The following is a 20664-nucleotide window of genomic DNA, read 5'->3' on the forward strand; positions in this document are numbered from 1 at the left end:
CTGACTTTCGGTGTAACCCTGGTCATTAGCTATCATGCAATACAGAGCAAATCACCGGATGACGGGTGAGTGCATGAACAGATGGCGACGGTTTTGGGTGTTTGTGAAGCTGGTGGCAGCATTTGCAGCCTGCCTGGCTGTTGCTGTTCAGGCTTTTAGCTACATGTTGGAAAGTCCCGACGCAGAGCAGATGCACCCTTTGAGCATTGTGGTTGTCGGACTGATCTTTGGCTTCATCACCTATGGAATCCTTTCACTGATTGAACGGGTTGTACGGGTTTTCCTGCCCCATCGGGCCCCAGTCACCCCCACGGTAGCAGCTCAACCTCAAACAGAACTTGAGGAAGATGCCGTGCTGATGGAAGAACAGCCTTTGGCCCTGTCAGCTGACGATTCAACTCAGCAGAAAAATCAGTGAACAGTCTGTATGGCATGTATGACCGGGCGATCACCAAAGGCTCGAGTCAGGTTTTTTTGCGTCGGAACAGTCAGCATCGCAGCGTAAGAAAAATATGCCTCTTCAAGGGAAAAGTTACTCAACGCAGTCACCCAATTTACCGCCCCCCGAATCTATTGGATGTCCCGCCAATTAAGGCTGTATCTACGAAACATCCCCTGACATTGGAACCCGTTGCCGCAAAAAAACCTCATCTACTCTGGTTTCGCAGTTCACTGATCTGCCGTCATCAGCAATCGCAAGGAGCGAGTAATGTATTTTGAGATTTACAGGCAAACCCGTGGCATCGCACAGACCGGCAAAGGTCAATGGCGGTGGCGTTTGAGAGCGGGAAACCATGAAACGATTGCCAGCGGGGAGGCTTACGTCAACAAGTCTGATTGTGTGCATGCCATCAGTTTGATCAAAGGGACCCACGATCAGACCCCGGTCAAGGAAATCTAGGCTTCAGACGGTGAAGCTGCTCAGTCAGAGCAGCTTCGTTTCAACGGGCGGTCTTACGGTTGCGAGTGCCGCTGCCTGAATCCGGATAAAACGCAAACTGCTTGAGTCGCATAGACGCCGATTGCGACGCCTACCTAAACTGTCATCAGATTTGGGAGAGGGGTCAGTGGATGAATCGTAACGAACTACGCAAGGCCGACATCAACCTGATGGTGGTGTTTGAAACGCTGATGCTCGAACGCAACGTCACCCGGGTGGCGGAGAAATTGTTTCTCGGCCAGCCGACCATCAGTTCGGCGCTCAATCGCTTGCGCACGATGTTCAACGACCCGCTGTTCATACGTGTCGGGCATCGTATGGAGCCGACGGCGCGGGCCGAGGAGATTATTCTGCACCTGTCTCCGGCGCTGGATTCGTTGTCGGTGGCGTTGAGCCTGACCCATGATTTCGACCCCGCCAGCAGCACCATGACCTTTCGTATCGGGCTGTCGGACGATGTCGAGTTTGGCCTGCTGCCGCCGTTGCTGCGCGCCTTGCGCCATGAAGCACCGAAGGTGGTGTTCGTGGTGCAGCATGTCGATTACTGGCGGATCCCGGATTTGCTGGCGTCCGGCGATATCACCGTTGGTATCAGCCAGACTCGCGGGCTGCCGGCCAACGCCAAGCGCAAGTTGTTGCGGCACATCCTGCCCTGCATTTTGCGCGCGGACGCATCGGACACACCGCTGACGCTCGATGAGTATTGCGCGCGACCACACGTGCTGGTTTCCCACACCGCCAATGTCAGTGGTTACGCCGATGAGTGGCTGGCGGAGATTGGTCGTACGCGCCAGGTCGTCCTTTCCGTGCCGCAATACAGCTCGTTACCGGCCTTGCTCGCCGGGACCGATCTGATCGCCAGCCTGCCGGACTACGCCGCCGAAGCGATGGCCGCGTCCGGCCAGCTGTTCAAGGAACCGTTCCCGTTCAAGACGCCGACCCTGGATCTGTCCATGGTCTGGCTCAGTCATGTCGATACCGACCCTGCCGAGCGCTGGTTGAGGTCGCGGCTGGAGGCGTTCATGAGTGAACGCGCGGAGTAGCCACCGCCCGAGTGAGGGCGGTGCTGTGTTATATGTACGACCTTTCTGCCCACTTTCAGGAGCTCAGTCATGCCTCACCTGCACATGGAATACACCGCCAACCTGCCCGAGCTCAATGCCGACCTGGCGTTGATCCGGCTCAACAATGCGTTGGTGGCTTCCGGTCAGTTTGCTGCCGAATACGACATCAAGAGCCGAGCGGTGAAGGTTGAGACGTTCAAGGTCGGCACGGTGTCAGGTGAGCGAGCCTTTGTGCATGTGAAGCTGGCACTGTTGAGCGGTCGCTCACCGCAGATCAAGAAGCAGTTGTCCGAAAGTTTGCTGGCCGTCGTGCAGGATCTGTGTAATTGGCCGACGGACATTGAAGTCCAGCTGGCCGTGGAAATCCTCGACATCGATCGAGAGTCCTACACCAAGATTGCCATCAGCCACTGAGTTTCAGGCCATTTCCTGCTCGGTGCAGGCCTTGACCACTTGCTCGCGCAGCCAGGTGTTGGCGCTGTCCTGATCGACATTCTGGCTCCACTGCATGTCGAGGCTGAAACCCGGCAAGCCGTTGGGCGCTTCGCAATGATTGAAGATCGCGTCGTTGGCCAGCAATTGCTGGATACGCCGAGGCAGGGTCAGGATGAAGTCGGTGCCGGTGATCATCTTCAGTGCCGCGCTGTAGCTGTTGGAACGCGCAACGATCTGCCGTTTTTGCGCCTGCTGCGCCAGCCAGCCGTCGACCATGTTGGTGGTGGACGTCCAGGGTGTCGGGAACACGTGTCGGCGTTGGACGAAGGCTTGCAGGCTTAAACGCGGCTCCGGCGGTGTGGCACGTTTATCGAAGACACAGACCAGGTCGTCCTCCAGCAACATCCGGGATTTGAAATCGCCGTGACTGCGATGAAAGTTCGGGCCGAAGCAAATCACCAGGTCTAGGCTGCCGTCGCGCAGTTCTTCGGCCGGGATGTCGGTTTCGAACTTGTGCATGTTGACCATCACTGGCAGGTCGGCGAAATCGAAGCTTTTCAACAGGCGCGGCAGGATCAACTGCTCGAAGTATTCCGGTGCGCAGATATTGAAGGTGACGGGTTGCAGGGTGGGGTCGAATGCGGGTGCGCCGGCGTGACACAGGTTGATGCTTTCGAGGATCTTCAGCACGTGGGCGTACATGGTGCTGGCTTTGTAGGTGGGGCGCATGCCCGCGCGGGTATTGATGAACAGCTCGTCTTCGAAACTGGTACGCAGTTTTTTCAGGCAGTAACTCACGGTGGACTGGCTGACGCAGAGCGCCTCGGATACACCGCTGACGCTGCTTTGCTCATACACGGCGATAAACACCATGAGGTCCTGCATATCGAGCTTTCTAAGCAAGTTACTGTTCAACATCCGTTCGTCTCGCTGTGCTCCTTGCGCTGACTGTGCGCAAACTTGTGCGAGTGATCCTAACGGAACGATGGTGCCAGGAGAATGCCTTGTAGGAGTTTTCATGGAAAGTTGTGGGGCGGTTCCAGAGGTCTTCAGCCCTGAACGGCTGCAGGCACCCCGCGGCGGCTGGACATCAGCAGTGCCCACATGCCAACGCCCACCAGCAGCGCGCCGATGATTTCCAGCGGCAGTGGCGACTGACGTAACCAGAACCAGTGAAACAATGTGAGGAACAGCGTGCTCAGGTAAATGTAGGAAATGACCGAGGAGGGGGCGATAACACCGATGGCCCGATGCAGCAGCCAGAAGGTCGCCAGTGTGGCGAACACCGCCAGGTAAATCAGCCACCAGAAATCGCTCACGGTCAGCAATGACACCGATCGCCAGCCGCCGCTAAACCCGCAGAATGCCAGCAGAAACAGTGCGCCGAACAACATGTTCCAGAACGTCATGCCCACCGGGCCGCGCCCCTTGAGGCTGCTGGCCTTGAGCCGTTGACTCAGGGGCGAGTAGAGCGCCATCGCCAGGCAACCGACGCCGTACACCGACACTGCGTATAGCGAAGGCAGCTCGCCAGGGCCTGCGCCTTTCAATACCAGCAACACGGCTCCGGCAGCGGCAATCAGCATCGGCAGCACCCGCTGTTTCAGGGCGCTGTCGGGCATCAATACGGCTTCGAAGAGCAATGTCAGCAGTGGCACCAAGGCGAACATTGTTCCGGTATTGACGGCCGAGGTGTAGCGCAGTGCTTCGAACAGCGAGCCGAAATACACCGCCAGCAGCAAGCCGAGCACGGCATGGCCGGACAGTCCGCGGGCGGTCATGGCGGTATCGCCCTTGATCAGCAGCAGCGGCAAAAACACCAGGGCGCAGAACAGCAGGCGCAAACCGGTCAGCAGGATCGGGTCGATGGCCTGGCTGACCTGTGCTGCCGCAGAAAACGATGCAGCGATCAACAGTGCCCAGAGCAGCATGCCGACGTGAGCGGCGACGAAACCGGTGTGTTTCATGGTGGGGTGTCCGGGTCAGTGAATGTGTCGGGCGTAATGCCGCGGATCGAAGCGCAATACCATGAGGATCATCAGTGCCATGACGCCGGTCAGTGACCACCAGGCCCATTCGAAGCTGCCGAGCTGATCGCGGATCAACCCGGCAATCAGCGGCGATAGACCGGCGATCAGGTAGCCGATGCCTTGCACGAACGCGGTCAGGCCGCCAGCACGCTGGGGATTGTCCAGATGATCCAGGGACACGATCAGGCTCATCGGGAACAACCCGCCGATGCCGAGCCCCAATAGACATGGCCACAACAGACTCAGGTACTGCGGGCTGAGAATAAGCCCGCCAAAACCCGCCATGATCAGCGACAGCAATACCACCAGCACCACGCGCCGGTCGCGGCTGCGATTGGCGATGGCCGGTGTCAGCAGGCCGGACAGCACTTCCATGGCGGTCAAGAAACCCAGGAGCAACCCCGCGTTTTGTTCGCTCCAACCCTTTTCCACGTAGTACGGCGCCAGCCAGGCCAGCACGCAGGTGTAGGACGCCGTGCCCAGGCCGAAGAAAATGGCGAGCAGCCAGGCGCGGGAATTGCCGAAGAAGGCGCCATTGCGCTGCGCCTGAGCGGGCTGCGCCGGGAGCCTTTCACGTTGTACGCACCAAAACAGCAACGCGACCAGCGCCAGTGCCGCCCAGATTGCCAGGCCTGCTCGCCAGCTGCCGGTACGGATCATCACCAGCGGCGCAAATGACGCCGCCATCGCTGCGCCGCCCATGATCGACGTGACGTAGAGCCCCATGCACACGGAAACGTTATCGCTGAAGCGGGATTTGATCAGCGCCGGCATCAATGCCTGGATCAGCGCGATACCGATTCCCGCCAGCACGGCGCTGAGGATCAGTTCGGCCGCCGAATCGAGGAACAACCGCGACACCGTGGCCACGCCGATGATCAGCAGCGAGAGCACCACGGTGCGTTGTTCGCCGATTCGTTGGCTGACGCTCAACCCAAAGAACATCGCCAGCCCCATCGCCATCACGGGCAGCATGGTCAACAGCGAGGCCAGGCTGAAACTCAGTGCAATGTCGCCGCGAATCGCCGACAGCAAAGGACCGACGGCGGCCATGGAAGGCCGCAGGTTCAGGGCGACAAGCATGATGCTGAACATCAGCCAGAGGGCGGGGCGGGAGATTGCGCGAACGTTTTCCATCGATCGGACCTTGAATGACAAGGAGCCGATTAGGCGCGCCAGGCCTGCGGGCCGCAAATCAGAAAGTCCGGAGCAGTATTTAGAAATTAAATAGTTCTGCAGCGACGCGAGCCCCAATGTGAATGTTTAGCCAACCTGCAACCAAAGTTCTTCAAATCCCGATTTAACGACTTAACCTCCCGTGTGACGCTGCGGGTCATCTGTTCTTTGCGGTTTTATCTATGGACGGTTGTCCCGTCGCACTTCCCTCCGAATTAGCCTTTTGGGCGCTGTGGCACTGCCGTCACGCGCGCCCACCGGATTCCTGCATTTCCCGTTGATTGTTCTTACAGGTCCCGCGCTATGCGCCGGGATCAAAGCGGCGACGCCTGTGCGTTTGCCTGACGCGGAAATAAGAGAATTCCCATGAGTGTTGCCACGACATCTTTCGCCTCCAAGCAAGAAGCCCTGACCTTTCTGGAACAGAACCCGGATATCGAGATGTTCGAGTTGTTCATCCTCGACAACAACGGTGTACCTCGGGGCAAGTTGTTGCACCGCGATGAATTGCTGGCGGTGTACGAAAGCGGGCGGCCATTGCCGAGCACCATTCTTGGCCTGACCATCAATGGCGATGACGTGGAAAACTCCGGTCTGGTCTGGGACGTTGGCGATATCGACTGCCGGGCGTACCCGATCAGCGGCAGTTTGACGCGCATGCCGTGGCGGCTGATTCCTACGGCGGCGGTGCAGGTCAGCATGCACCCGAAGGAGGGCATGCCCGCGACGATTGCCGATCCACGGCACCTGCTGGCAAAAGTCATCGAAGGTTTGCAGGCCGACGGCTACTACCCGGTGATGGCGGCGGAGCTGGAGTTTTACCTGCTGGATCAGCAGCGCGACAGCAATGGTCGGCCGCAACCGGCACGGGATGTCGATGGTGGACGGCCGCGTGGCACTCAGGTCTACGGTTTGCGTGAGCTGGAGCAAATCGAGCCGTTTCTGGCTGATCTTTACAGCGCCTGTAAACTCCAGGGCATTCCGGCGCGCACGGCGATTTCCGAATACGCGCCGGGGCAAGTGGAAATCACCCTCGAACACCGTACCGACGCCTTGCAGGCGATGGACGAGGCGGTGCGCTACAAACGACTGGTCAAAGGCGTGGCGCACAAACACGGGATGACTGCGTGCTTTATGGCCAAACCGTTCGATGACCTGGCGGGCACTGGCATGCACATGCATGTCAGCCTGGCGGACAAGGAGGGCAACAACCTGTTCGCCAGCGAAGCCCCGGACGGCACGCCACTGCTCAAACAAGCGGTCGGCGGGATGCTCAGTACGTTGCTCGATTCATTGCTGCTGTTCTGTCCGAACGCCAACTCTTACCGTCGCTTCCAGACCAACAGCTATGCGCCGCTGGCACCCACCTGGGGCGTGGACAATCGCACCGTGAGTTTGCGCGTGCCCGGCGGGCCGGCGTTTTCCCGGCATATCGAACACCGCATCTGTGGCGCCGACGCCAACCCGTATCTGGCGGCTGCGGCGATTCTGGCCGGGATCCATCGCGGTATTCGCGAACAACTCGATCCTGGCGCGCCGGTGGAGGGCAATGGCTACGCCCAGGCCACGGAACTGTTGCCGACTGACTGGTTGACCACGTTGCGGGCGCTGGAAGGTTCGAGCTGGGCACGGGAAGCGTTTGGCGGTGAGTTCCTCGGCGTTTACCTGGCGGTAAAGCGTGCCGAGTATCGACAGTTCATGGGCGAAGTCGGCGAACAGGATTGGCGTTGGTATTTGCATCAAGCCTGAGCAGAACATGAACCATTCTCAAATAAGCCAATAATTTTTGGCCTGGTGCCACGAGCCAACTAATCGTTGGCTTCTTTTTCACAAAAAATTGATGGCTGGCTACCTAAAATTAGTGCTGTCGCGGTAAACGAAATTTTCACATTTACCGAAGGCACCTCTTTTCAGGACCCGCCGATCATCATGTTGAAGATTAAAGCCGTGCGCCCCGAGTGGGTGACACTGATTGCCAGTGCCTTTCTATTAACGGGCTTCAATCTTGTTCTCTGGAAACACCTGTTTGAAATCACGGCATCTGACGGTCAGGGCATCGTCATGCGCGTGGCTTTCGGCTTGATGATTCTGGCCGCCTTCAACATTGTGCTGACCCTGCTCGCGTTCCGGCCTGTGCTCAAACCGGTCTTGACCCTGATGTTCATGATCAGCGCCGGGGTGGCGTATTTCATGAGCCAATATGGTGTTTTGATTGACACCGGCATGTTGCGTAACTTTGCTCAAACCAATGCGACGGAAGTGCGTGACTTACTCTCGATCAAATTGCTTGTCTATATTGTCTTGCTCGGTGTTTTGCCGTCCATTTTGTTATGGAAGACGCCGGTTAGTTACCGTCGCTGGCACCGTGAACTGCTCAGTAAGGTTCTCGTGAGTGTCGCGTCAGTTGCGGTGATCGGTGGTGTCGCACTGGTTAACTATCAAGGTTTGTCCTCATTGTTTCGCAATCACCATGAGTTGCGCCTGATGGTGGTGCCGAGCAACTACATCGGCGCCTCGGCCGGCTTTCTGCGTGAGCAGGTCGCGTCTGCGCGGCAACCCTTCGTCAAACTGGGCGAAGATGCCCAGCGAAATCCCGCCTGGCAAACCCACAGCCGCAAATCCCTGACCGTGCTGGTGGTGGGCGAAAGTGCCCGGGCCGAGAACTTCGGGATCCTGGGGTATAACCGTGACACCACACCCAAACTGAATAAAGAAGCCGGCTTGATCGCGTTCACCGACGTGCATTCCTGCGGGACGGAAACAGCGGTGTCGGTGCCGTGCATGTTTTCCGACATGGGCCGCAAAAATTACAACGCCAGCAAGGCCAAGAACCAGGAAGGCCTGCTGGATGTACTGAAGCACGCGGGGCTCGACGTGATCTGGCGCGATAACCAATCGGGCTGCAAAGGCACTTGCGATAGGGTAACCATCGACGACGTCAGTAACCTGAAAGACCCGGTGCTGTGCGCCAATAGCGAATGCCGCGATGAAATCCTGCTGCAGGGTTTGCAGCACTTTATCGATACCCTGGATAAAGACACGGTACTGGTGTTGCACCAGATGGGCAGTCACGGTCCGGAATACTTCAAGCGCTACCCGAAAGAATACGAGCGCTTCACCCCGGTTTGTGAAAGTAACGCCCTGAACAATTGCAGTCGCGAAAGTATCGTCAATGGCTACGACAACACCCTGGTGTATACCGACCACGTGCTGTCCACCCTGATCGATCTGTTGCGTAACAATCAGGAGAAAGTCGACACTGCGATGCTCTATCTGTCGGACCATGGCGAATCCCTGGGCGAGTACAACTTGTTCCTGCATGGCACGCCTTACATGCTCGCGCCGGAACAACAAAAGCATGTTGCGATGCTGGCCTGGTTTTCCGACAGCTATCAAAAGTCGTTCTCGGTGGACACCCATTGCCTGCAACTGAGTCGCGAAAAGCCCTTGAGCCAGGACAACCTGTTCCATTCGATGCTCGGTTTGCTGGAGGTCAAGAGCAAGGTCTACAACCAGGACCTGGATATGTTTGCCGGGTGTCGCGGAGCGGTGATCGACGGCGTGTTGGCCAGAGAGTGAGTGCTTCAACCTTTTTTTCACGCACCGGCCGCTAACTTGCGGTCGGTTGGAGTTCCCTCCCGAGAACCATTGCACATGTCCGCTCAATCCCCATCCGCCATCGAGCTTGAGATCGCCCGGCGCTACGATCAGGAGCATGCCCGCGTCTGTCTTCAGCCGCGACCGCGTGGCCTGGCCGGGCGGTTGACGTTCTGGCGTGAAGAGCAACTGGTGCGCAGCGCGCTCAAGGCTGCTGGCGAGCCGGGCCTGGTTCTCGATTTGGCCTGCGGTGTCGGGCGTTTCTGGCCGGTACTGGCCGAGCATGCCAACCGGGTGATTCTCGCGGCCGACCCGTCGCAGGACATACTCGATCATGCCCGCACCCACCATCCGCAGAATCTGCTGAAACGGGTCAAGACCTTTCAGAGTTCAGCGTTCAACATCGGCTTGCCGGCGAATGCGGTTGACTGCATTTTTTGCATGCAACTGTTTCAACACATCGCCTGCCCCGAGCATCGCTTGGCCATGCTTAAGGAATTCCATCGGGTCAGTCGCGATACGGTGATTGTGGCGGTACGGGTCGATGCTCATTTCAAAGGCCGGCGCACGGATGAACAGGGCGTTCCGGCCCGACCGCTGGCCAGCAAGGCCGACGTGGAAGCCGAGTTCAAGCGCGCAGGTCTGCGCTTGCTCAGTCATCAGGACTTCTTGCCCGGCTGTGCGCGGATGCGCGTCTACGTACTGCGTAAGGCCGGCTAGTATCCGCTTGTCAGACATTTCTTGCCGTCAGGCAGGCATTTTCGCTAAAGCTCTTGTTCAGTGAATGCGCGGAAATCGCCGGGGGCGATATATACTGCGCGCCATTCTTCAAGGGAGAGCCGTGTGGCCATCGATATTCACTGGATTCGCGACAACGATAGCCTCGGTCAGTTTTGCGCCGAGTGGCAGCAGCTGCCATTCGTTGCCCTCGACACCGAATTCATGCGGGTCGACACCTTTTATCCGATTGCAGGCCTGCTGCAGATCGGCGATGGCGTACGCGCTTACCTGATTGATCCACTGAGCATCGACAACTGGCAGCCGCTGGCCGCGTTGCTGGAAAACCCGGCCGTGGTCAAAGTCGTCCATGCGTGCAGCGAAGACCTCGAAGTCCTGCTGCGCCTGACCGGCAGCCTGCCGGCGCCACTGTTCGACACTCAGTTGGCCGCCGCTTACCTGAACCTCGGTTTTTCCATGGGCTATTCGCGGCTGGTGCAGGAAGTGCTCGGCATCGACCTGCCCAAGGGCGAGACCCGATCCGACTGGCTGCAACGTCCGCTTTCCGACACCCAAATCAGCTACGCCGCCGAAGATGCTTTGCACCTGGCGGAAGTTTTCGTACAGCTTCGTCCGAAGCTTTCTGACGACAAGTACGCCTGGGTCCTGGAAGACGGCGCCGAGCTGGTGGCCAACCTGCGCCGCGAAGTTGATCCGTATGAGGTCTACCGCGAAGCCAAGCTGGCCTGGAAGCTTTCCCGCGCCCAGCTCGCCGTGTTGCGTGAACTGTGCGCCTGGCGCGAGCGTGAAGCCCGCGCCCGTGATCTACCGCGCAACCGCATCGTGCGTGAGCATTCCCTGTGGCCGCTGGCGCGGACTCAGCCGGACAACCTCGGCGCGTTGGCGAAAATCGAAGACATGCACCCGCGTACCGTGCGTCAGGACGGCGAGTTTCTGCTTGATCTGATCAAACGCTCTGGCAGTGTGTCGCCTGATCAATGGCCGCCAGCAGTGCCGGAGCCTTTGCCGGTGGATGCCGCCACGCTGGTCAAACAGCTGCGTGCGATCGGCCAGGCCGAAGCAGAACGCCTGAACATTGCGCCGGAGCTGATGCTGCGCAAGAAAACCCTGGAAGCGCTGCTCAAGAGTGGCTATCCCAACGGTCCCTACCAATTGCCTGATTCGCTGCGTGGCTGGCGCCGCGAATTGATGGGCCAGGCGCTGCTCGACAGCCTGGCCACCGCCGGAGAACAGCCTTGAAACGTATTTGCTCCATTTATCGAAGCTTGAAGAAAAACGAGATGTACCTCTATGTGCTCAAAAGCGATGCACTGGAGCGGGTCCCGGAAAGTCTGATGGCCGCCTTCGGCAAACCGCATCACGCCTTCGACCTGGTGCTGACCCCCGAGCGCAAACTGTCGCGCGAGGACATCACCGTGGTCCTGGAAAACCTTGAGAAGCAGGGTTACCACTTGCAAATGCCGCCGGCCGAAGACGAGTACATCGAACACTTGCCGGAAGAATTGCTGCGCCGCAACGACCCGATGTGACCGGCAGACAGGCTCTGTTCAGAGCCTTTATGAAACACTGGAATGATTTTGGCGATGGCCAGGGCGATGGAGCTTTACTCCATCGGCGGCCGTCTGCACTGTTTTTGAAAGGTTTGAACCATGCGCGTTCTGATTGCTGAACACGACCACCCGGTGTACGCCCAACTGCTGCGTCAAGCAGCACCTGACCTGGAAGTACTGACCAGCGGCGACTCCGCCGAACTGGCCAGCCTGGCCGCTGATTGTCCGATCTGGCTCGGTCAGCCGGACCTGCTGGCGACCTTGCTACGTCAGGGCCACGAGCCACAATGGCTGCAATCGACCTGGGCGGGCATTACGCCGCTGCTGGCCGACGGCTTGCCACGTCATTATCGCCTGACTCGGGCGGTCGGGATTTTCGGTCAGGTCATGGCCGAATACGTGCTGACCTACATGCTCGGCCACGAACGCGAAGTGCTGCCGCGGCTGGTCAGCCAGGTCGAGCGCAAGTGGGACAGTCGCCAGGGCCAAAGCCTGGCCGGGCGCAAAGTGTTGATCGTCGGTACCGGTGACATCGGCCAGACCGTGGCGCAGTTTCTTCTGCCGTTTGGCGTCGAGTTATACGGCATCGCCAGCGAAGCCCGCGAGCAGGCGCCGTTTGTCGAAGTCGGGGCGCTGGCTGATCTGCCGCGTCTGGTCGGTGAAGTGGATTACGTGATCAATCTGCTGCCGAATACGCCGAATACCCACGACCTGTACGACGCAGCGCTGTTCAAGCAGTTCAAGCCGACCGGGTTGTTCATCAACGTCGGGCGCGGTGTGGCAGTGGTCGATGCGGACCTGGTGGAAGCCTTGAAAGAAGGGCATCTGGCCGGTGCGGTGATCGACGTCTGCCGTCAGGAGCCGCTGCCGCAACGTCATCCGTTCTGGACCGCTTGGGGCCTGCTGCTGACCGGCCACAGCTCGGCACCGACCTCGCCATCGATGATGGTGAACCTGTTTGTCGAGAACCTGCGGGCGTATCAGGCAGGTGAGGCGTTGCGCGGGGAAGTGGATTTCGATCGCGGGTATTGAATTCACCGCAATGATCGTTCCCAGGCAGAGCGTGGGAACGATCGGATAGAGCGCTTAGAGGGTGAAGTCGCCTTCGGCGGCCAACTCGCTCAGCGGACGACGCGGGCTCGGTTCTTCACGTGCTTGCAGATAGTCCGCCAGCGTTGCCTTGTCGCCCAGTTTGCCCACCGCTACCGCCGCGTGCAGCGCATAACCCTCAGGAATGTTCAGCTCCTTGCGGGTCAGGTCCTGGTCGAAACCGGCCATGCCGTGGGTGTGCCAGCCGCTGATGCTCGCTTGCAGCGCCAGATGGCCCCACGCGGAACCGGTGTCGAAGGTGTGCCACAACGCTGGGGTTTCTTCGGTGGCGCCAGGCACCGCGAAGGTGGTTTTCGAGATCACGATTACCAGTGCCGAGGCGTGTTGCGCCCAGCTGCGGTTGAATTCGTTCAGCAGTCCCAGATAGCGCTCCCAGTTTGGCGTGTCGCGACGCGCATACAGAAACCGCCAAGGCTGCGAGTTGTAGGCCGATGGCGCCCAACGTGCGGCTTCGAAGAAGCTCAGCAGGGTTTCTTCGGAGATCGCTTCGCCGGTGAAGGCGCGGGGCGACCAGCGGTCGGTGAACTGAGGGTGGATGGCATAGTCGGCAACGCGTGGATTGGCACTCATCAAGAGATTCCTTGCTACGTTTGAAGGTGAGGGGCGACGCAAAACCCTACTGGGCGGCGCAATAACTGACAAGCCCGTTTTTACCGGCAGTCGCCAACGCTTGGCCCACAAGGGCCTTGGCACTAGACTGGCGGCCTTTTCACCACCTGATGTTGATGCTTGAGCCATGGCCGCCAAAGTCGAACCGTTCTGGATACGCAAAACCCTCGATCAACTCGATCCGCAGGAGTGGGAATCGCTGTGCGACGGCTGTGGCCTGTGCTGCTTGCAAAAGCTCGAAGATGAAGACGACAACAGCGTCTATTACACGCGTATCGCCTGCAAACTGCTGGACCTGAAAACCTGTCAGTGCACCGATTACCCGAACCGCCGCGACTTCGTCCCCGATTGCATCCAGCTCACGCCGGGCAAGGCTGACGAATTCAAATGGTTGCCACCGACCTGCGGTTATCGCCTGGTCAGCGAAGGCAAGGATCTGCCGCTCTGGCATCACTTGGTGTGCGGTGATCGCGATGCAGTGCACCACGAACGAATTTCACAATCCGGGCGCATGCTGGCCGAAGGCAGCGTGGCCGAAGACGATTGGGAAGACCATCTGATTTTCCGGGCGGGTTAATTCCCGCTCACAAAATCGGCATTGATGACTAGAATTCAGGGCTGCCAAGCAGCCCGGCGCGAGCAAGCTCGCTCGCCACAAGGAGTGTGTATGGCTGTGGGATTGCGGCTGGCGTTGACCCTTGGACTATTAGTCCTGGGTTCGCCCGCGTGGGCGGCGAAGAAGGTTGATCTGGATTACCACGTGCGCCTGTTGCCGCAAAGCGATCAGGCCGAAGTGCGGCTGACTCTGGCTCAGGGTTCGGCGGTGCGCAGTCTGGATTTCGACTTGGGCGATGGCAGCCACTACAGCGATTTCAAGGCCGACGGCCAATGGCAGCTCACGCCGGGCAAGCAGGCCCGTGGTGTCTGGCGTCCGGCCGCCGACAAGGCCAGCCTGACCTACCGCGTACGCATCAGCCATGGGCGCAAGAGCGGCAGCTTCGATACGCGCATGACCCCGACCTGGGCGCTGATGCGCGGCGACGATCTGGTGCCGGCAGCCAAACTCGATCAGCAGGACGGTATTGAGCTGGTCTCTCGCCTTGAATTCGAATTGCCCACCGGCTGGAAAAGCGTTGAAACCGCCTGGCCGCGAATCGGCAAGAACAAATTCCGGGTCGATAACGTTTCTCGCTTGTTCGACCGGCCCACGGGCTGGATGCTCGCCGGTCACCTCGGCAGCCGTCGCACACGGCTTGGGGAAACCGAAGTCACCGTCGCCTCGCCTCAGGGCCAGGGCATGCGCCGCATGGATGTGCTGACACTGCTGACCTTTGTCTGGCCGCAAGTGCAGGCGGTGTATCCCCGTCATCCCACGAAACTGCTGATTGTCGGCGCCAACGACCCGATGTGGCGCGGCAGTCTGGGCGCGCACGAATCGATCTATCTGAACACGCGTTTGCCGATGGTCAGCGAAAGCGGTAGCAGTGCGCTGGTGCGGGAATTGGCGCAGGTGTTCGGGCGGATCAACGACCAGCAGCGCAGTGACTGGATCAGCGAAGGATTTGCCGAGTATTACGCCATCGAACTGGTGCGCCGCGCCGGCGGCATGAGTGATGAGCGGTACGAGAGTTTGCAGAAGAAGTTGGCCAAGGACAGCCAGAAGGTCACGACCTTGCGCGCTGAACAGGTCAGCCCGGCACAGGTGTCGAAAGCGGTCGTGTTATTGCAGGAACTGGATCGCGAGATTCGCCTGAAAACCCGCAACAAGCGTTCGCTGGATGATGTGTTGCGCGGGGCGATGCATCTGGAGAGCGTGGATACCAAGGAATTTGTTCAGCTGGCCGAAAGTGTTATCGGTGAATCTTCCAAGGTTCTCGACACCGAGTTACTTCAGTAACACCGCCTTCGCGAGCAGGCTCGCTCCTACATTGGAATGCGGTCACCTGTGGGAGCGAGCCTGCTCGCGATGAGGCCTTAAGCCCCACCGCAACGCTTGGATCAAACCCCGGTTTTCGGCGACTTCAAAGAATCATTACCGGTCACGGTAGCCGTCTTGGTCGCCGCTTCAGCATTCGCCTTCAACCGGTTCAACTCTTCGCCCGCCCGCTGAATCTTTGCCCGCACGTTGTTCATGTCCTGACGGCTTTTCTCCAGCAGGCTTTTCGCCGAACTGTGCCCGGTAATACCACGCGCCAGGGCCACGCCGCCGATCGCCACTTGAATCAAGCCGAACACACCACCGCGACGCAGGCCCTTGCCGACCATCACCACGCCGCCGGCCAGGGAACCGATGCGTTCCCAACCCTGCACGTTCTGCTCTGTGTGAGTCTGGAACGGGGTAGATTCGATGCGTTCTACGCGTTTGAGTTCGTTCATGATCTGTCTCCGGGCTGGAATGACTGCTTCAAGAATAGATATTTAAGCTGACTGCCAAGGCGGGCGGCTTGTTCCATCGGATGTGTGGTGAATCAGCGAAATTTCGCCCCGGAGCGGGTGTTGAGACCCTTGGACATACGGTCATAGAGCACGACGTTGACGGTGGCCGCCAGGTTCATGCAACCGGTGGTCGGGATGTAGACCACGTCTTCGCACCAGTCGCGAATCTCTTTATCCAGCGAGCCGTCTTCCGGGCCGAAGATATACAGCGCGCGGTCAGGGTGTGTGTATTCCGGCAGTGAACGGGCGCCGTCCACCAGTTCCACAGCGACCGGAACGCAGCCCAGCGGCAGGATTTTCTTCAGATCGTCGATGCCGATCAGCGGAATGTCGTAGTGGACGCGCTTGGTGTCGGTGACGAAGTCGGCGGCGCGTTCATAACGTTTGCCGGTGTAGAACACGGACGCTACGCCATAGCAGCCAGCGGCGCGCATCACCGAACCGACGTTCTCCGGTGATTTGGGGTTATACAAACCAATGCAGCTGTACCGTTTGTCTGCCACGAGCGGGTGCCTTCGGGGAAAAAACGGCGATTATACGGGGATTGGGGGAGGGGTGTTCGGTTTGGAGATTGGTGGTGTCTGGTCGGCCGCCTTCGCGAGCAAGCCCGCTCCCACGTTCGATCTCTGGTGAACACACTACTGGCGTACGCCGCAAATCAAATGTGGGAGCGGGCTTGCTCGCGAAGGAGCCGGTCGAAGCACTGAAGATCTTCAGTCTTCTTTCTTCATCAGGCCAGCCAACGCCGCAAACGGGTTATGCGTCGCCTTGGCAATCTTCGGCGTACTCAGAGAGCCTTCGTCGAAATACTGCTGGTCGGTGTACCGCGAGTGTTCGTTGTCGTGGCAATACAGGCACAACAATTCCCAGTTCGAGCCGTCCTGAGGGTTGTTGTCGTGGTTGTGGTCGCGGTGGTGCACGGTCAGTTCGCTCAGGCGCTTGCCGGAAAACTCACGGGCGCAGCGGCCGCACACGTGCGGGTACATTTTCAGGGCCTTGTCGCGGTAACCCATTTCCTTGTCGCGCTGGTTGTCGGCAAGGATGCGGTCCAGTTTCGACGTGTTGGTCGGGGGTGTTGACGAACTCATGGGTTCACCTTTGTAAAAGACTAATGACGGTTATGAGCCAAGTTTAGCTCAGCCCTTGAGCTTCTCGGCAATCCAGATGGTGTGGCGGGTGCCTTTGTTGCCGTGGGCGAAGACCTGGACTTCCTCGGCCTTGAAGCCGGCCTTCTTCAGTTTGTCGGAAAACTGTCGGTCAGCGCTCGCGGACCAGACGGCCAGCACGCCTTTGGGCCGCAAGGCCTTGGCACAGGCACTCAGGCCGCCAGCGGAGTAGAGCCAGCTGTTGGCCTTCTGGGTCAGGCCTTCGGGGCCGTTGTCGACGTCGAGCATGATCGCGTCGAAACCTTGCGGCTCGGCCTGCAGGACTTTGGCCACGTCTTCCATGCGAATGACCGTACGCGGGTCGAGCAGCGGGCTCCCGGCTTTCTCGCCCAGCGGTCCACGGTTCCACTCCACCACGCCCGGCACCAGTTCGGCGACCACCACTTCAGCGGTCTTGCCCAGATGCTTGAGGGCTGAGGCGAGGGTGAAGCCCATGCCCAGGCCGCCGATCAGCACGCGCGAATTCGGCCGGCCAGCCACTTTACGGCAAGGGATCTCCGCCAGAGCGTCTTCCGAGCCGTGCATGCGGGTGTTCATCAGTTGCCCGCCGTCGCCGCCCTGGATCTTGATGACGAAATCCTCACCGTATTCGAACAGGCACAAGGCACCGCCATTTTCAGGAATTGGAGTGGTGTCGAGCAGAACGAAACGTTTCATGGGACTCACTTGAGGAGAAATTGGCATAAGAGGGGGAAGGCAAACACGCGCAGTTGGGAGTAGCCTGCAAACAGACAACAAGGCCAACGGAGCCATTGATGAAGCGCACCATTCTAACGGTCATTACCTTGGCCGCGCTCTCGATAACTGCAGTGCAGGCCCAGCAGTTGCAAACCATTCCGACCAGCCCTTCGCCGCTGCCCGGTTCGCCCGGCACCGCGACCCCGACACCGTACCCGCAAATCACCCCGACCAGCGTGCCCAAAGTCGGGCCCGGCAGTGGCGGTCCGCCGTTGGTGCCCATTGAAATGCCTAGCCCGCCTACCAAGGACCAGCCACTGCCGGGGCTGGAGCAAACCCCGTCGAAAGCCAAATCACCGGGCGGTTAAACCTGCTGCGAGAGCAGCTGACCATCAGCCATGCGCAGGCGCTTGGAGAGGGAGACGGCGAGGGCGCGGATGATTTTGGCGGCGATTTTCGGCGCATCGTTGAGCATCTTTTCCAACGAGTCCTTGCCCAGGTTGAGCAACTGGCAATTGCTCGCGGCCACACAACTGGCCGAGCGGCGTTCGCCGTCGAGTACGGCCATTTCGCCGAACGCCCGACCGCTGCGCAACGTTGCCATGGTCACCAGGTGACCTTCGCTGTTGGTTTTCTGCACCGCCACCTGGCCGGTGTGGATGATGCACATGAAGCTGCCGGCATCGCCCTCATGGAAAATCTCTTCGCCCTGAGCAATGGTGCTGATGCTGAAGTAGCCCGAGGCCGTGGCGAAGTCCGCCGGCAGCAGTTGATCGAACAGGCCACAGTCCATCAGCCAGTCGCGAATTTCGTTGTTCAGTAAGGTCGGTTCTGACATGTCGTCACGGTCTTTTTCTTGTGTCTGGTTCCGGTCTTCTGGATGTCCCCAATCCCTGTAGGAGCGAGCCTGCTCGCGATTGCGGTGTGTCAGTCACACATTAATTGACTGAAAGTCCGCAATCGCGAGCAGGCTCGCTCCTACAGGGGAGTCGTGAAGCCTCCGCCCCGGCGTCTGGTGTTAAGACCGGTACGCCGAACGGAGTTCCTCAGGCGATGCCCAAAACCTTGAAAACAAATGCGTATTCGAGTGCTACGTCACGTAATCCCTGATAACGACCGCTCATCCCGCCATGCCCGGCACCCAATTCGGTCTTGAGCAGCAGGGGATTGGTGTCGGTTTTGGTCGCGCGTAATTTCGCCACCCACTTGGCCGCTTCCCAGTACTGCACGCGGCTGTCGTTGTAGCCGGCGATCACCAGGGTCGCCGGATAGGCTTGCGCGGTGACGTTTTCGTACGGGGCGTAGGCCTTGATCCGATCATAGACGTCCGGTTCTTCAGGATTGCCCCACTCGTCGTATTCGGTGACGGTCAACGGTAGATCGGGGTCGAGCATGGTGTTCAGCACGTCGACGAACGGCACTTCGGCAATCGCTGCGCCGAACAACTCCGGCCGCTGATTGAGCACCGCGCCGATCAGCAGACCGCCGGCGCTGCCGCCGCTGATCGCCAGTTGCTGTGAAGTAGTAAAACCACTGGCGATCAGGTGCTCGGCGCAGGCGATGAAGTCGCTGAAGGTGTTGTGTTTGTGTTCCTGCTTGCCCGCGCGATACCAGGCTTCGCCCAGTTCACCGCCGCCACGCACGTGAGCGATGGCGAACGCCACGCCACGATCCAGCAGACTCAAGCGGGCGTGGGAGAACCACGGGTCGAGGCTTTCGCCGTAAGCGCCATAGCCGTACAGATAAAGCGGCGTCGGCTTGCCGAGTGTTTCGCGTTTGACGACGAGGCTGATCGGCACTTTCGTACCGTCAGGTGCGGTCGCCCACAGACGCTGACTGACGTAGGCATCGGCGTCGAACGGACCGAGCACCGGGGTTTCCTTGAGGACTTTCTGCTCGCTGCTGTCCAATATCAGTTGGCGGATTTGCGCCGGACGGTTCAGCGCTTCGTAGCGCAGACGGATCTTGTCGCTGACGAATTCCAGGCTGTTCTGCACGTGCAGGCTGTAGGCCGCATCCGGTAATTGCACACGGTAGCTCGGCAGATCTTGCGGATGCACTTCGATGATCGGCAAGCCACCTTCACGCAGGCTCAGGGTCATGGCTTCGGCATTCAGGCTCATGCCTTCGATCATCACCGTGTCGCTGTGGGGGATCAGGTTCTGCCAGTCGGCCTCGGTCGGCGCCACGCCGGTGTCTACGGCGTGGTAAAGGGCAAAGTTGATACCGTCGCGATTGGTGCGAATGAACCAGGTCCATTGGCCGTCGAGCGCGCCGTGGTCGACGTCGTACTCATGGTCTTCAACCCTCGGGGCGATGCAGGTAAACGCCTGCTTCGGCTGGAACGCGTCGAGTACCCAGACTTCGCTGGTGGTCTTGCTACCGAGGGACAGCAGCAATTGCTGCTCGGAACTGGAGCGGTAGCAATGCATGAAGAATCGACCGTCCGGCTCATGGAACACTTCTTCGGCCGCTGTACCGTCCAGCCGATAGCGGAACAGTTTGTGCGGACGATGGGTGTCGTCCAGCTCGCCGAAGAACAGCGTCAGGCTGTCATTGGCCCAGGTCATGCTGCCGTCGCAATCCTGGAACTCCAGTTCACTGACACGGCCGTTGGACAATTCCTTCACGAACAGCGTGAAAATCTCATCGCCCGTGGCGTCGATGCTGTAGGCCAGACGCTGGTGGTCCGGGCTGATACTGAAGGCGCCCATGGAGAAGAAGCCGCCGTTGGCCAGTTCATTCGGGTCCAGCAGCAGCTGTTCCTGGCTTTCGTCGAGCTGCAGGCTGTCATCGGCCGGGCGCGGGCAGCGGTAGTGACGGGCATATTCATCACCGGCCGTGGTGCGCGTGTAATACAGGTACGGACCCCAAGGGGAGGGCAAGGACAGGTCGGTTTCGAGAATCCGGCCCTTGATTTCTTCGAACAGGGTTTCACGCAACCCGGCCTGATCGGCGGTTTGCGCCTCTTGGTAGCGGTTTTCCGCTTTCAGGTAGTCGAGCACCGCGTCGGTGTCGCGCTCCTGCAGCCAGGTATACGGGTCGTCGCCTTCGGCCTTGTGGGCAATGGGAGCGTCGGAAACGTTGACGGATAGGGGCATGAAGGACTCTCGAGCGGTTTACGAAATAGGGTTC

At 59.3% G+C, this 20664-nt stretch carries 23 protein-coding genes; 13 read left to right on the forward strand and 10 right to left on the reverse strand.

Translation table 11 applies throughout. The features are described from left to right. The first annotated feature begins 73 nt into the window (after positions 1-73). The 4 genes from QF010_RS17355 (at position 74) to QF010_RS17370 (ending at position 2418) form a co-directional block, all read left to right on the forward strand. Positions 74-418 carry a hypothetical protein gene (locus QF010_RS17355; protein WP_033054102.1) on the forward strand — a complete coding sequence of 115 codons (345 nt, stop codon included), beginning with the start codon at positions 74-76 and terminating at the stop codon, positions 416-418. 291 nt (positions 419-709) lie between these two features. Then, positions 710-901, forward strand: a complete 192-nt coding sequence (locus tag QF010_RS17360; protein WP_008074435.1) for a YegP family protein — start codon at positions 710-712, stop codon at positions 899-901. A 170-nt stretch (positions 902-1071) separates the two neighbouring features. Next, entirely contained in the window at positions 1072-1983 is a 912-nt protein-coding gene (locus QF010_RS17365) for a LysR substrate-binding domain-containing protein (protein ID WP_033054053.1), read from the forward strand. A gap of 69 nt (positions 1984-2052) precedes the next feature. Beyond that, positions 2053-2418: a 5-carboxymethyl-2-hydroxymuconate Delta-isomerase gene (locus tag QF010_RS17370; protein ID WP_033054052.1), complete on the forward strand. Its 366-nt coding sequence runs from the start codon at positions 2053-2055 to the stop codon at positions 2416-2418. A 3-nt stretch (positions 2419-2421) separates the two neighbouring features. Here QF010_RS17370 and QF010_RS17375 read toward each other — a convergent pair whose 3' ends face one another. The 3 genes from QF010_RS17375 to QF010_RS17385 form a co-directional block, all read right to left on the reverse strand. Beyond that, complete coding sequence (locus QF010_RS17375) at positions 2422-3357, reverse strand: LysR family transcriptional regulator (protein WP_033054051.1); 936 nt, start codon at positions 3355-3357, stop codon at positions 2422-2424. A 131-nt stretch (positions 3358-3488) separates the two neighbouring features. After that, the gene (locus QF010_RS17380) at positions 3489-4406 is read right to left on the reverse strand and encodes a DMT family transporter (RefSeq protein ID WP_429533596.1); all 918 of its coding nucleotides are present in this window, start codon (positions 4404-4406) and stop codon (positions 3489-3491) included. Positions 4407-4421: 15 nt separating this feature from the next. Then, a complete protein-coding gene (locus QF010_RS17385) occupies positions 4422-5606 on the reverse strand; it encodes a cyanate transporter (protein ID WP_429533597.1) in 1185 nt (394 codons plus the stop codon). 405 nt (positions 5607-6011) lie between these two features. On the opposite strand from QF010_RS17385, the gene QF010_RS17390 reads away from it, so the two are divergent. The 6 genes from QF010_RS17390 to QF010_RS17415 all read left to right on the forward strand — a co-directional run bounded on the left by QF010_RS17390 (position 6012) and on the right by QF010_RS17415 (position 12562). After that, entirely contained in the window at positions 6012-7394 is a 1383-nt protein-coding gene (locus QF010_RS17390) for a glutamine synthetase family protein (protein ID WP_033054048.1), read from the forward strand. Between the two features lie 180 nt (positions 7395-7574). Beyond that, entirely contained in the window at positions 7575-9224 is a 1650-nt protein-coding gene (locus QF010_RS17395) for a phosphoethanolamine transferase (protein WP_429533598.1), read from the forward strand. Positions 9225-9299: 75 nt separating this feature from the next. Next, entirely contained in the window at positions 9300-9962 is a 663-nt protein-coding gene (locus tag QF010_RS17400; protein ID WP_033054044.1) for a class I SAM-dependent methyltransferase, read from the forward strand. A 123-nt stretch (positions 9963-10085) separates the two neighbouring features. Further along, on the forward strand, positions 10086-11219 hold the full coding sequence (gene rnd / locus QF010_RS17405) for a ribonuclease D (RefSeq protein ID WP_033054042.1): 1134 nt from the start codon (positions 10086-10088) through the stop codon (positions 11217-11219). Then, entirely contained in the window at positions 11216-11509 is a 294-nt protein-coding gene (locus tag QF010_RS17410) for a YcgL domain-containing protein (protein WP_007898694.1), read from the forward strand. Before rnd ends, QF010_RS17410 begins: the two co-directional genes overlap by 4 nt. A gap of 120 nt (positions 11510-11629) precedes the next feature. Next, the gene (locus QF010_RS17415; protein WP_033054041.1) at positions 11630-12562 is read left to right on the forward strand and encodes a D-2-hydroxyacid dehydrogenase; all 933 of its coding nucleotides are present in this window, start codon (positions 11630-11632) and stop codon (positions 12560-12562) included. A gap of 54 nt (positions 12563-12616) precedes the next feature. Here QF010_RS17415 and QF010_RS17420 read toward each other — a convergent pair whose 3' ends face one another. Beyond that, a complete protein-coding gene (locus QF010_RS17420) occupies positions 12617-13210 on the reverse strand; it encodes a nitroreductase family protein (protein WP_033054040.1) in 594 nt (197 codons plus the stop codon). 166 nt (positions 13211-13376) lie between these two features. Between QF010_RS17420 and QF010_RS17425 the strand changes: the two genes are divergently transcribed. Both QF010_RS17425 and QF010_RS17430 read left to right on the forward strand, forming a co-directional pair. Then, positions 13377-13826 (forward strand): YcgN family cysteine cluster protein, encoded by a 450-nt coding sequence (locus QF010_RS17425; protein WP_033054039.1) that lies wholly within the window; start codon positions 13377-13379, stop codon positions 13824-13826. A 90-nt stretch (positions 13827-13916) separates the two neighbouring features. Continuing rightward, positions 13917-15146 (forward strand): hypothetical protein, encoded by a 1230-nt coding sequence (locus tag QF010_RS17430; RefSeq protein ID WP_429533599.1) that lies wholly within the window; start codon positions 13917-13919, stop codon positions 15144-15146. Positions 15147-15247: 101 nt separating this feature from the next. Here QF010_RS17430 and QF010_RS17435 read toward each other — a convergent pair whose 3' ends face one another. From QF010_RS17435 to QF010_RS17450, 4 genes are all read right to left on the reverse strand, one after another. Then, the gene (locus QF010_RS17435) at positions 15248-15625 is read right to left on the reverse strand and encodes a YgaP family membrane protein (protein ID WP_429512218.1); all 378 of its coding nucleotides are present in this window, start codon (positions 15623-15625) and stop codon (positions 15248-15250) included. 92 nt (positions 15626-15717) lie between these two features. Beyond that, positions 15718-16188, reverse strand: a complete 471-nt coding sequence (locus tag QF010_RS17440) for an RNA methyltransferase (protein WP_007944014.1) — start codon at positions 16186-16188, stop codon at positions 15718-15720. A gap of 210 nt (positions 16189-16398) precedes the next feature. Beyond that, a complete protein-coding gene (locus QF010_RS17445) occupies positions 16399-16773 on the reverse strand; it encodes a YajD family HNH nuclease (protein WP_007942195.1) in 375 nt (124 codons plus the stop codon). 48 nt (positions 16774-16821) lie between these two features. Continuing rightward, on the reverse strand, positions 16822-17508 hold the full coding sequence (locus QF010_RS17450; RefSeq protein ID WP_046046099.1) for a spermidine synthase: 687 nt from the start codon (positions 17506-17508) through the stop codon (positions 16822-16824). A 98-nt stretch (positions 17509-17606) separates the two neighbouring features. Between QF010_RS17450 and QF010_RS17455 the strand changes: the two genes are divergently transcribed. Continuing rightward, entirely contained in the window at positions 17607-17897 is a 291-nt protein-coding gene (locus QF010_RS17455) for a hypothetical protein (protein WP_429512219.1), read from the forward strand. On the opposite strand, the gene QF010_RS17460 is transcribed toward QF010_RS17455, so the two are convergent. Both QF010_RS17460 and QF010_RS17465 read right to left on the reverse strand, forming a co-directional pair. Next, positions 17894-18367, reverse strand: a complete 474-nt coding sequence (locus QF010_RS17460) for a cyclic nucleotide-binding domain-containing protein (RefSeq protein ID WP_123366765.1) — start codon at positions 18365-18367, stop codon at positions 17894-17896. The genes QF010_RS17455 and QF010_RS17460 overlap by 4 nt on opposite strands. A gap of 208 nt (positions 18368-18575) precedes the next feature. Beyond that, positions 18576-20630 carry a S9 family peptidase gene (locus QF010_RS17465; RefSeq protein WP_429533600.1) on the reverse strand — a complete coding sequence of 685 codons (2055 nt, stop codon included), beginning with the start codon at positions 20628-20630 and terminating at the stop codon, positions 18576-18578. Positions 20631-20664 lie beyond the last annotated feature (34 nt).

Source organism: Pseudomonas silensiensis (genome assembly GCF_050434865.1).
Classification (GTDB): domain Bacteria; phylum Pseudomonadota; class Gammaproteobacteria; order Pseudomonadales; family Pseudomonadaceae; genus Aquipseudomonas; species Aquipseudomonas fluorescens_W.